Origin of the sequence: Enterococcus sp. DIV1726a (assembly GCF_051710985.1) — a bacterium.
In the GTDB taxonomy this organism is placed as follows: Bacteria; Bacillota; Bacilli; order Lactobacillales; family Enterococcaceae; genus Enterococcus_B; species Enterococcus_B hirae.
In genome coordinates, this window is record NZ_JBIOLS010000001.1 from 299,693 (window position 1) to 311,730 (window position 12,038).

Annotated in this window: 13 protein-coding genes; 10 read left to right on the forward strand and 3 right to left on the reverse strand. The window is 36.1% G+C overall.

The features are described from left to right. Positions 1-70: 70 nt before the first annotated feature. Positions 71-601, reverse strand: a complete 531-nt coding sequence (locus IGJ27_RS01395) for a phenolic acid decarboxylase (RefSeq protein ID WP_034699269.1) — start codon at positions 599-601, stop codon at positions 71-73. 103 nt (positions 602-704) lie between these two features. Here IGJ27_RS01395 and IGJ27_RS01400 point away from each other — a divergent pair, with 103 nt between their 5' ends. Further along, positions 705-1,250 carry a PadR family transcriptional regulator gene (locus IGJ27_RS01400; RefSeq protein ID WP_178306226.1) on the forward strand — a complete coding sequence of 182 codons (546 nt, stop codon included), beginning with the start codon at positions 705-707 and terminating at the stop codon, positions 1,248-1,250. 184 nt (positions 1,251-1,434) lie between these two features. Here IGJ27_RS01400 and IGJ27_RS01405 read toward each other — a convergent pair whose 3' ends face one another. Further along, the gene (locus tag IGJ27_RS01405) at positions 1,435-1,914 is read right to left on the reverse strand and encodes a MerR family transcriptional regulator (protein ID WP_010720251.1); all 480 of its coding nucleotides are present in this window, start codon (positions 1,912-1,914) and stop codon (positions 1,435-1,437) included. Positions 1,915-2,051: 137 nt separating this feature from the next. Here IGJ27_RS01405 and IGJ27_RS01410 point away from each other — a divergent pair, with 137 nt between their 5' ends. The 3 genes from IGJ27_RS01410 to IGJ27_RS01420 all read left to right on the forward strand — a co-directional run bounded on the left by IGJ27_RS01410 (position 2,052) and on the right by IGJ27_RS01420 (position 4,642). After that, positions 2,052-3,524 (forward strand): MDR family MFS transporter, encoded by a 1,473-nt coding sequence (locus IGJ27_RS01410; protein WP_010736928.1) that lies wholly within the window; start codon positions 2,052-2,054, stop codon positions 3,522-3,524. Continuing rightward, the gene (locus IGJ27_RS01415) at positions 3,521-4,234 is read left to right on the forward strand and encodes a DUF4811 domain-containing protein (protein ID WP_178306225.1); all 714 of its coding nucleotides are present in this window, start codon (positions 3,521-3,523) and stop codon (positions 4,232-4,234) included. Before IGJ27_RS01410 ends, IGJ27_RS01415 begins: the two co-directional genes overlap by 4 nt. A 120-nt stretch (positions 4,235-4,354) precedes the next feature. Next, on the forward strand, positions 4,355-4,642 hold the full coding sequence (locus tag IGJ27_RS01420; RefSeq protein WP_034699260.1) for a DUF1905 domain-containing protein: 288 nt from the start codon (positions 4,355-4,357) through the stop codon (positions 4,640-4,642). Positions 4,643-4,840: 198 nt separating this feature from the next. On the opposite strand, the gene IGJ27_RS01425 is transcribed toward IGJ27_RS01420, so the two are convergent. Next, on the reverse strand, positions 4,841-7,177 hold the full coding sequence (locus tag IGJ27_RS01425; RefSeq protein ID WP_010736932.1) for an ABC transporter ATP-binding protein/permease: 2,337 nt from the start codon (positions 7,175-7,177) through the stop codon (positions 4,841-4,843). Positions 7,178-7,318: 141 nt separating this feature from the next. Here IGJ27_RS01425 and IGJ27_RS01430 point away from each other — a divergent pair, with 141 nt between their 5' ends. The 6 genes from IGJ27_RS01430 (at position 7,319) to IGJ27_RS01455 (ending at position 12,019) form a co-directional block, all read left to right on the forward strand. Next, complete coding sequence (locus IGJ27_RS01430) at positions 7,319-7,993, forward strand: response regulator transcription factor (protein ID WP_010720244.1); 675 nt, start codon at positions 7,319-7,321, stop codon at positions 7,991-7,993. Beyond that, a complete protein-coding gene (locus IGJ27_RS01435; RefSeq protein ID WP_010736934.1) occupies positions 7,990-9,015 on the forward strand; it encodes a HAMP domain-containing sensor histidine kinase in 1,026 nt (341 codons plus the stop codon). Before IGJ27_RS01430 ends, IGJ27_RS01435 begins: the two co-directional genes overlap by 4 nt. 326 nt (positions 9,016-9,341) lie before the next feature. Further along, the gene (locus IGJ27_RS01440; protein ID WP_010736935.1) at positions 9,342-9,659 is read left to right on the forward strand and encodes a PadR family transcriptional regulator; all 318 of its coding nucleotides are present in this window, start codon (positions 9,342-9,344) and stop codon (positions 9,657-9,659) included. Then, a complete protein-coding gene (locus tag IGJ27_RS01445; RefSeq protein ID WP_010720241.1) occupies positions 9,652-10,266 on the forward strand; it encodes a DUF1700 domain-containing protein in 615 nt (204 codons plus the stop codon). Before IGJ27_RS01440 ends, IGJ27_RS01445 begins: the two co-directional genes overlap by 8 nt. Before the next feature lie 17 nt (positions 10,267-10,283). Next, on the forward strand, positions 10,284-11,117 hold the full coding sequence (locus IGJ27_RS01450; protein ID WP_010736937.1) for a DUF4097 family beta strand repeat-containing protein: 834 nt from the start codon (positions 10,284-10,286) through the stop codon (positions 11,115-11,117). A 407-nt stretch (positions 11,118-11,524) separates the two neighbouring features. Further along, entirely contained in the window at positions 11,525-12,019 is a 495-nt protein-coding gene (locus IGJ27_RS01455) for a DUF5348 domain-containing protein (protein ID WP_010720238.1), read from the forward strand. Positions 12,020-12,038 lie beyond the last annotated feature (19 nt).

The following is a 12,038-nucleotide window of genomic DNA, read 5'->3' on the forward strand; positions in this document are numbered from 1 at the left end:
CATAGTATGAGATGCTATGGTTGTTTTTCCCTATTCGTATAAGACTAATAGTCAAATCTACGAATGATTCTTATTTTATCCGTTTATAGTTTTTATCAAAATAACGACCTTCTCGGATATCACTAGGCATTCCTTCATAAGGAGCTTCACTAATGACATCTTCATTATTGAGACCAGCATCGCCCATATAAGTAATGTTAGCGAACTCTGGTACTAACAATTTTGGATAAGTTTCATATTTTTCACGTGCTGCTTCCATCTCAGCTATATGTTCATTTTGGAAAGTAACTGTGATCTCAGGATGTTCTTCAACCCATTTAGGAAAGAAAATCGTTCCATGTAATTTTTTTTCATTGGGCATGAAATCCAAGGCCACGTCAGTACCAGTTGGTTCAGTCCAAGTAATTTTGAAGACGCCATCTGTTAACTTAACGATATCTGCTTCTTGATCTTTGACCCAACGGCCTTTGACCATTCCGCCGTGAATTCGATAGTCGACAGTATGGTCATTTTTAGCATACCATTCATATTCCCAACCATTATCGTACGTATAAATAAAGTGTGTACCGATAAAATCTTCTAGTTCTTTAAATTCTTTCATGAAACAACAGCTCCTTTTAAATTAAAACATGTAATAAAATACATGTTTTTGATTACGTGATTATGATAGAATGAATAAAAGGATTTGTCAAGGAGGAGAGAGCATGGCGAGAAAAAATACGCTACGCTATATTTTGTTAGGATTGTTGAGTAAAAAAAAGATGACAGGCTATGAATTAAACCAATCGTTCAAAAATGAAATCGGTGAGTTTTGGCAAGCGAAGCATAGTCAAATTTATCCTGAATTAGCAAGAATGGAAGAACGAGGGATCATCAAACATGAAGTTGAAATTACAGGGATGAAATTGGAGAAGAAAGTCTATCAATTAACGGATGAAGGAAAGGCATTGTTAAACGAATGGATTCGGACGCCAACGAATGAATTACCAGTCAATCGAGATGAGTTTGTGTTGAAATTATATTTTGTGAAAGATGTGAATGATCCGATGTTGAGAGAGATCATTGAGCAGCAACGGGATCTCCATGAAGAAAAGCGAGCGCATCTATTGGCACGCCAAGAGAGGATATTTCCAACAAGAAAAGAACAAGAAGAAAATTATGGGCACTATTTGATTTTATCCCATGCGATCAATCGAGAAACAGAATATGCGAATTGGTTGACGAGCGTATTAGAAGAGCAAAAAAGATAGAAATAATAAATGGAATAGAGAATATAAGATAAACTTAATTGAATAACTTCATTTAATGATAGTAGTGAATTGAAAAAGATAGAAAAGAAGCAAAAAATGTAGTCGATTATCGTCAATTTCTTAAACTGTTTTGGTAAAACACATGAGAAATTGGGAGAATTGACTACATTTTATTTTTCATTGCTTAAAGATTTTTCAATAATTGTTCGAAATCAATTTTTTCGCTTACGGGGACAATTTTATACGTGAGTTCGTCTGTTGCTTCATCGTGGATGATATAAAGTTTTGAGTCTTCAGTTGTCTCTTTGAAATCACCGATCAATAAAACAGTATATCTTTCATCAATCAATTCGATTTCTTTGATTGCTTTGGAAAAAACTTTGCGGACATGCTTCATTTTTTTTAGACGTTCTTCGGCTTTTTCAGCTGATTTGTTCAACGTATAGCCTTCATCTAAATATTTTTTGATAATCTCAACCTTGATAACAGTAGGTAATTGATATTTTCGAGGACAATTCACACCAGTAGAAACGGAACGAATGAATTCTTTTTGTTCCCAATATCGTAACTGACGTGGAGACACACCGACAATTTCACTTAGTTCACTGATTCCTACCAGTAAATGATCATTTTCTAATAAACGTTTCAGGGATGCTCCTACCATTTTTGTCCCTCCTTTTGTTGTCTAACTTTCCTTAATTATACTTGGGATAACTTATGTGTCAAGTAGGTTGACAAATGAACGAAATAGGACTAAAGTATTCAAGTGGTTTCAGAAAGAATTCAGAAAGAAGGAGAAATATGAATAAAAATCAACCCGTAGATATTTACGGCAAACCATATAATCGGACACTATTAGTTGTCGTTTTATTGATTGGTACCTTTTGTACGGTATTAAATCAAACCTTATTAACTACAGCTTTTCCTACGCTGATGAAAGATTTTGATATCTCTGCATCAAGTGTTCAATGGCTAACAACAGGGTTCTTATTGGTTAACGGAATCATGATCCCGATTACTGCTTGGCTGATCAATAAATTTAGTTCAAGAAGTTTATATTTATCAGCAATGTCAGTCTTTTTAATCGGAACAATTACCTGTTTTGTTGCCCCTAACTTTAGTACTTTATTGATTGGACGTTTGATCCAAGCCTGTGGTGTGGGTGTTTCAATGCCTTTATTACAAAATATTATGTTATCAATTTTCCCACCAGAAAAAAGAGGATCTGCCATGGGGATGTCAGGGATCGTTATTGGATTGGCTCCAGCTTTAGGACCAACATTATCAGGTTATATTATTGATAACTATCATTGGCGTGATCTATTTGGTATGGTCTTACCAATTGTCGTCTTAGTTTTGGTCTTAGCCTTTTTCTTGATGCGAAGCGTTATTCCGTTATCAAATCCAAGTATCGATATTCTATCTGCTATCCTTTCAACAATTGGATTTGGTAGTTTGCTTTATGGCTTTTCAAGTGTCGGTGATGCTGGATGGGGCAGTGCGAAAGTGATCGGCTTCTTGATCGTAGGGGTAATATTTATTGCCTTATTTGCATGGCGCCAACTTCGTTTGGAAAATCCATTCTTGGAACTGCGTGTATTTAAATCATCAACCTTTACGATTGCAGCAGTTTTAGCTGGTGTAACGAATATGGCGATGGTCGGTGCTGAAATGGTTGTTCCTCTATATATCCAAAATATCCGTGGCGAATCAGCTTTTCATTCTGGCTTGATGTTACTACCCGGTGCCTTGATTATGGGGGCGATGATGCCGATTACAGGTGCGATCTTTGATAAACACGGTGCAAAACGTTTAGCGATTGTCGGGATGTTCGTGCTAACTGCTGCAACAGCACCATTTGCTTTCTTAACAAAAACAACGCCTGTTTTATATATTGTTGTTCTTTATGCGATTCGGATGTTTGGGATCTCTATGGTTATGATGCCAGTAACAACATCTGGTATGAATGCTTTACCAAACAAACTGATCAGTCATGGGACTGCAGTAAACAATACCTTCCGACAAATTGCTAGTTCGATTGGGACAGCTATTTTGATCAGTGTATTGACCAATGTAACAAAAGATAATCTACCTGCAAAATCAGTCTTAGAAAGCACGCCTTTAACTTATAAAGACCAAGCGATCAATGCGACATTATCTGGTTACCACGCAGCATTCTTTGTGGCGATCGTCTTTGGTGTGATTGGTTTTGTGATTGCCTTCTTATTGAAGAGAAAAGAACCTGTTCTAGCGAAAGCGGGGGATAAAGCATGATTATTTTCGTATTGATCATTAGTTTAGTGGCTTTTGCCCTAATGAATATCTTTGCAAAAAAAGCTTGGCAAACAATTGTATCATTACTTTTTGGGTTAGTCTTTGTGGCATCCTTAGGGTTGATCGTGGCTAATTTATCCAACCATTTTGGTATGGAAAAAGTAACTGAAACGAAAACCACTAACATCGTATCAAGTGCTGATTCAGATAGTGCAAATATGCTTTTATATCAAGCATTAGGTGACGGGACTGAAAAAGTCTACCTTTACCGTACGAGTGAAGACCAAAAGAAACCAAAAGCTACCGGTACTGATAATGAAACCAATAAAGTAGAACGTACGACTGGTCAAGCGCAAAAAGTAGCAAAAACAACTTATTGGGTCTATAAAAATGATATGTATAAATTCTGGTTCAATCTAGCGGATAATAACCACGAATATGCCAGTCGTGTGAATACCTTTAAAATTCCAGCTGATTGGATCGAATTAAGTACGGATCAAGCAAAAACATTAGCGCAACGAGTAAAAGAACAACAAAGTACGATGGAAAGCGATGCAAAGGCTTTTGTACAAAAAGGTCTGATGAAAGCTATGACTGAAAATCCAGCCATGACGCCAGAAGAACAAGCAACATTGTCAAAAGAATTAGCAACGCAATTCCAACAACAAGCATTAACGAAATTAGTTGAAGAAGTCAAAGCAAATAAATAGTCAGCTAATCAAGTAAGTGCAAGAATCAGTTAATTTCAAAAAGGGCTCCTCCCTACAGTTGAACGATCAGCTGTGGAGGGTCTTTTTTTTTGGTATACTGAACAAAAAAGGGGTGGGGAAATGCAAAAAAAATATTCTTTCCAGTCAAAAATTTATGCTTCTGAAATAGGTAAGGGTGGCGCATATATCATTTTTCCTTATGATCTCAGAGAAGAGTTTGGTGTAGGCCGAGTCAAAGTTCAAGCGACATTTGATGGAGTAGCATATGAGGGAAGTATTGTGAATATGGGAGTGAAAAACGAAGATGGAACAATTTGCTACATCTTAGGGATACGTAAAGATATTCGTAAAAAAATTGAGAAAGACATCGGTGATATCGTTTCTGTAGAAGTGATTCCAAAAAATTAAACAAGAAACAACTTCACTTTTGGAATAATTAATTAGCAGCCCATTTTTTGTAATTAATAAGAGAAAGATGTTGATTGAAATAATAAGAAAATTATTTTTTTTAAAAGAATTAAAATAGAAGAAAACAAAATCTTAAATTAGTAGATAGTAGAAAAAAGAGAGAGGCACAAGCCCCCCTCTTCAAACAATATCAATCGTTTATTCTGCCCGCAAAGCAATCGCCGCATCTTTTTTAGCAGCCATTCTTGCTGGGATGTGCCCACCTAACATCGTTAAGATCGTAGAGACGATCACGAGGATCAGTGCATGGAGTGGGTTCAGTTGAGCCACATTTTTTAGATCAGTCATTTGATAGAGTAAATGATTGATTGGGAACGTTGCTAACCAAGCAATTAAAACACCTAATAAGCCCGAAGAGATTCCTAAGATACAAGTTTCTGCGTCAAAGACACGAGTGATATCTTTTTTACGAGCCCCTAATGCTTTTAACACCCCGATTTCTTTGGTACGTTCGATGACTGAAGTATACGTGATAATACTGATCATGATCATACTTGTCACTAGTGAGATACCAGCAAAAGCAACCAATACATAAGTGATGGCATCCATCAATCCACCAGTCAATTCAGTCATTGTTCCTGCTAAGTCAGAGTAAATGATTTTATCTTCTTCTGCTTTTCCTTTGTTGTAAGCATCTAAGTAATCAAGGATTTTTTCTTTGTCACCAAAGTTATTTGGATAGATCATGATGCTAGTTGGAATGCTGTCACCGCCTAAATAGCTGATCAGTGATTGTTTAGCTGTTTCATCCACTTTTTCGTTGGACATCACATTCGTATCACTATCTTTTTGCGCTTTTACAATCTCAGAATCTTTATTTTCGTTAACGATTTGTGTCGTTAATTGATCACTATATGCGATTCCAGGGGAAAGAAGATTCATTGTTGAAGAAGATTTTACTCGTAAAATCCCTGCAATCTTTACTTCACTCGTTGAATTAGCATACATCGTATCGTAATCAGTATTTGGAATAAAGTTGCCAGTAGGTAATTTCGTGTAGTAATCATTGTTGTTGATCACTTTGAAAGTTGTCCCAACAATGCGATCAAAGTCTAGTTTTTGACCGTCTTTTACGTCAAATCCTAGGTTTTTCAAAGCATTGATATTTGTATTGTTGTTACCATCTACGATCAAGACCACGTCATTTGCAGAAGCAGGATAACTGCCTGAAAGCAGTGAATAGTTCGCTTTTAAAAAGTTTTCTTTTTGATTGTCTAACTGTGTTGGAAAACTGGAAACACCGACACCCGTCATAGCAGACATCGTGCTTGATAATGATAATGATTCGTTTTCAGGGTTTTGGTTAGAGAAACTTACTGGTTGCACTTTACCATCAACTTGGCGAAGCATATTGATACCAGTAGCACGAGTAAAGCCAATATTATTACTTAAATTAGGATCGATATCTTTGACATAATCTACATAAGATTGGTCGATTTTATTGGTGTGCTGTGCTTTATCTTCATCACTGATTTTAGCAGTTACCTGTTTTGTATTTGGATAATCCGCTTTACTAGTACCCAATGAAGCAGAATCTGTTGAACGATTGGTTGTCACTTTGGAGATAGTGATCGGGAATTTTGCCATCGTTTCAGACTGTGTTTTATCAATTTGTTTTTGGAAGCCTGAAGATAATGCCAAGACGATCGCAATCCCGATGATCCCAATACTTGAAGCAAAGGACGTCAAAAATGTTCGCCCCTTTTTCGTGCGGATATTATTAAATGAAAGTTTCAAGGCTGTCCAGAAACTCATTTTTGTCCGACGTAAATTGAATTGATCATCTTTTGGTCGTTCGATATGAGGATGTGAATCTGCCAAGATTTTACCATCTGAAAATTCAATGATTCGATCTGCATATTGATGAGCAAGATCAGGGTTATGGGTAACCATGATTACTAGCTTCTCATTAGATAGTTCTTGGATCAATTCCATGATTTGGATACTTGTTTCGGTATCTAGAGCTCCAGTTGGTTCATCGCATAAGAGGATATCTGGATCGTTGGCTAAAGCACGGGCAATTGCGACCCGTTGCATTTGTCCGCCAGATAATTGGTTTGGTTTTTTGTGCATATGATCCGTTAAACCGACACGGCGTAAGGCTTCCTCAGCCTTTTGGCGTTTTTCTTCTTTTGCCACACCGCTAAGTGTCATCCCTAATTCAACATTTTCGATGATTCCTAAATGTCCAATCAAGTTATAACTTTGAAAAATAAAACCAATCGAATTGTTTCGGTAAGCATCCCAATCACTATCTTTAAAGTCTTTTGTGGACTTTCCGTTGATCACCATATCTCCGGAATCATAGTTGTCTAAGCCACCGATGACATTCAACATCGTTGTTTTTCCTGAACCACTTGGACCAAGAATGGCAACAAATTCTTTTTTTCTAAAGGCAACAGATACGCCATCTAATGCTTTAGTCGTTGTTTCGCCAACTTTATAATATTTCTTTATATCTTTAAGTTGTAGCATATTCGTCCTTCTTTCTTATTAGAATATTCGGTATACTTAAAAGTATATCAGAACAATAAACGCAGTATAATCAATGAATGTTAACTCAATATGAACAATCAGAGAGAAACAAGAAATTTTTCAAAAAATCGAGGGAATAAAATGAACCGTATATTAGTAGTAGAAGATGATGAAAATTTACAATTGCTTTATCGTTCAGTATTAGAACATGCTGGGTTTTCGGTAGTCACAGCTAGTAGTGGAACAGAAGCACTAGCACGATTGGAAAATTTTCATGTAGAATTGATTATTACCGATATCATGATGCCTGAGATGGATGGTTATGAATTGTTGGAAAGTTTACGAGATGGAAAAATAGAGCTTCCTGTGCTGATGATCACGGCTAAAGCCGATTTTGAAGATAAAAAACGTGGTTTCCAGTTAGGAACGGATGATTACATGACGAAACCCGTAGATGTCAATGAAATGGTTTTACGTGTGGAAGCGTTATTAAGGCGAGCAAAAATCAATCATAGTAATCAATTGAACATTGGAAATACTACCTTAGATCAGGAAACGTATGAAGTGAGACAAAATGAAAAGGTCAGTGTGCTGCCTCAGAAAGAATTTCTTTTGCTTTACAAACTGTTAGCTTACCCGAATAAGATTTTTACGAGACAACAATTGATGGACGATATTTGGGGGTTGGATACAAATACAGAAGAACGAACGATCGATGTACATATCAAACGATTAAGGACACGTTTTGAAGCAAGTGAAGATTTTCAGCTCATCACCGTTAGAGGACTCGGGTATAAAGCGGAGGTCAAAAGATGAAAAAGAAATTATACTCTCAACTGTGGATCTACTTTGCTAGCATTGTGTTTGTTTCAATATTAGTGACTCTACTGTGCTTCTTAGGCTTTATTTTTTTGCTTTCTCATCAAAACGTTACGCCATCTGAACGACCAACACTCTATCCGTTATTCGTTTTTGCTTTTTTTAGCATGATCGTCGGCACGGTAATCTCCGGCTTTGTCGGTCATAGGATCTTGAAGCCAATCAGTGAACTACGTAAAAATATGAGTAAAGTAGCTACAGGAGATTTTTCTATTCGAATGGAGGAACCTCCCAAAGTCGCAGAAGTCCAACAGTTATATAAAGATTTCAACGTGATGGTCCAAGAACTCAATAGCATCGAAACGCTAAGAAATGATTTTGTTTCGAGTGTTTCACATGAGTTTAAAACACCACTAGCGACGATCCAAGGCTATGTCCAATTGTTACAAGCACCAGATATTCCAGAAGAAGAGAAGCAAGTGTTTTTGCAACGATTGATTGAAAATATTACTCAGCTCTCACAGTTGACTGAAAATATCTTGAAACTAAATAAGTTAGAAAACCAAAGTGTCAAAATCGAAAAGCATAAATTTCGTTTAGATGAACAAATACGAGAAGTCATCGTGTTTTTGCAACCTAAATGGGAAGGGTTGAAGTTGCATATCGATTTGGATACGGTCTTTTATGAGGGAAACGAAGAATTTTTATACCAGGTGTGGTTGAATATCATGGATAATGCGATCAAGTATAATCAACCTGATGGCAAGATCGAAATTCGCTTGACTCAAAATGCTACAGATATTTTATTGGAAGTAACGGATTCAGGTGTAGGGATGAACGAAGAAACTCAAAATCGCATTTTTGAAAAATTTTATCAAGGAGACACAAGCCGTCAGATGGCTGGCAATGGCTTGGGATTGTCTTTGGTAAAAAAAATCCTTGAATTGCATGAGGGTACGATACGCTATAACAGCATTCCTGAGGTAGGAACCACAGCTGTGATCAGCTTGAAAAAATAAAAAGCTAAACTTTAATAATGAAGTAGTTGATCTGTTCAATTGTTTTATTATGAACCAGAACCAGATCAATTACGTGATAAAAGAAACATACTAAGATGAGTGGGTAAGGTATTCCGTCGACTAATCTTAGTATGTTTTTGTCTTTCTCAAATGGCTCAACTCTAATAATCTGAAGCAGCAATTGATTTCGGAGCGTTATTTATAGATTTTAGATCTGACTATTATGCTGTTTTATTTAAAAATAATCAACATTTATATTTTAAAACAATATTATATGTAGTATAATATGTTGTGAAAGAAGATATTGTATAAAAGAAGGTGAAGGAATGCACATCCAAGTTCCAACGATATTACTTGATGGCACGGTATTAGCTGCATTGAGTAAAGAAGATATGTATGGCTATGCGTTGACTAAAATCGTACAGGAAAGCCTGTCGGTAAGTGAGTCAACGATGTATCCCGTCTTAAGAAGGTTAAAAAAAGAAGGATTTTTAGATACTTATGATGAACCCTTTGAAGGAAGAAATCGTCGATATTATCAATTAACACCAGCGGGGTATAATCGGTTAGAAGATATTATTGATGAGTGGATCGTCTTTCGAGATTCCTTAAATCGATTATTGGAGGATAATAAACATGAATGAATATTTAGATGAGGTAATAGAGGAAATCCAAGAGATTCCTGAAGATGACCGATTCGATTTGATTCAATATTATGAAGAATATTTTTTAGATTCTGGCAAAACAATTGATCAAATCATTGAAGAATATGGTACGCCTAAACAGTTTGCGCTTAAATTGAAAATCAATTATTTCTCTGAACAAGATGATTCAGCAACAGATGAAGTCAACCCAAGAAGTTCTAAACGACAAATTCGGTTGATTTGGATGATCGTGATTGGCTTATGTGCCTCCCCTCTGTTGATTCCTTTGGCGATTGGTTTTGTTGCAGTGATCGTGGGGTTATTATGTCTATTAGTCGCTTTGCTGGTAGGTGGTTATGTCGGTTGTATTACTGTTTTAGGACTTGGATTATTTTCAGTTGTTTCGGGTATTGGTGTGTTGGGACAGTCGATAGAAAGTGGATTATTTTACGTCGGATTAGGGCTATTCGCTACTGGAACCGTCGTCTTTTGTGCGCCGCTCCTTCTGAAAATGACAAAATGGATATTTAAAATGATGATGAATTTTGTGAAGTGGGTTGGACGTCGTTTTGTAACGAGACGTGCGATTCATTCGTCGAAGTTATAAGAAAAAGAGGTGTGAAGATGAAATTAAAATATTTTTTAATGGCTGGTCTAGGCTTGATGGTTAGTGGTGGCTTACTTGCTGGGACAACCTATGCGTTTGGGACGCACCGAAGCCTTGCTTGGGAAAATGGCCCTCAATTGGTCGAAATGAACCATGACTCACAAGTGATATCGACAAAAGAAAAAATCAACAAAATAGTGGTCAATGCACAATACCAACAAGTTGAGATCAAACGTGGCAAAAATTTTGAAGTTAACTCTACGTATGAAAAAGCAAGTAAACCTCAAGTCACTACTAAAGGAGATACTTTGACGATTAACGGAAATGGTCGTGAACAAAACGTCTTGTTTCATGTAATGAATAACACATCCAAAATCACTCTGACAGTTCCTAGCGAACTTCCTTTAGATCAACTTGTGTTAGAAGGAGAGCAAGGACAACTTTTATTAAATGACGTAGTGAGTGAGAATGTTTCCGTTACAAATAATGGTGGATACATTACATTTAATAAAGTTGATGGAAAAAAAGTCAAAGTAAATTCTGTGCAAAGTTATGTAAATATTGATAATTCAGATATTTCAAACATCGAATTGAATGCCAAGTATGGGAATCTATTCTTAAATGGATTCAAAAATACCCAAGGAACAGTTATGTTAGAAAATTGCTATGTAGACTTTCTTGATAATGGAGAGATTGGATTAGATATTGATCTATTAGGGATGTCAACTGTCACAAAAAATAATGAAGAATTACCAATCAAAACAGTGATCAAAGGAGAAAACAATATAAAAATCACTGGTTATGATAGCAGTGTGGTGATAGCTGACGAAAACCATCAATATGATGTTTAAAAAGGATAAAGTCTTTCATTAAGAGTAAGTAAAGAGAAATAAATCGAAGAGGTTCAAAGATAGGTGCAACTATTTTTGGAACTTTTCGATTTTTTGATTAAGCGATTTTTTTCAAAAGATTTTGAATGACGGTCGTTGATTATGGATGATGATCCACGTAAAAGTTTTTTCGAATAACGGTTTATTCACATTTAGATAACGATTTTACATCTTTTATCTCGGATAGGTGTTTGATAGATAGTTTCTCAGATAGGTTAGCTAATATAACAGACATGACTGTTAGGATGCTAAGACATCGGGCAGTATCATGGGGAAGAACGATTTTTTTCATCGCTTAACTTACAAATCTGTAGTAAAATAAGAGAAAATAGAGAAAACACAGCTGAGATAATAAGGTGGAAAAATAGATGAGAATAGATGAAGCGAAACGAGAAGAGCTACAGTTAGAAATAACAAAATTACATAATTATCTCACGGAACTTAATCATAAATATTATGATACAAAAAAAGAACGTGTGATGATCGATTACCCGAATAACTCAGAAGGTCGGCAATTAGAACAAGTTTACAATGAAGTATTCCATCATTTATTGAAAGTAAAGAGGGAATTAGACTATTACTCTTTGCCGATTTTAGATACAGGGATCTTAAAGTACGACGAAGAAAAAGAGCGTTTTGTGTTCAAATCAGTTCGAGAGAATTTGATTCTTTCTGCAGGAATTGATTTAGAGATTTTAGTGGAAGATTATTTTACCGAAGAAAAACATTGGGTACGCACAAGGTTAGAATATCTACCCCAAACTTCCGGAGGACCACAAGTGAGTGGTTGGTATATCACAGAAGATAAGGAATTAGAATTAGAGGGAGTGATGGCACGGATTAGAAAGAAACCAATCATGTAGGAATGGTCTAAGAAAGGAA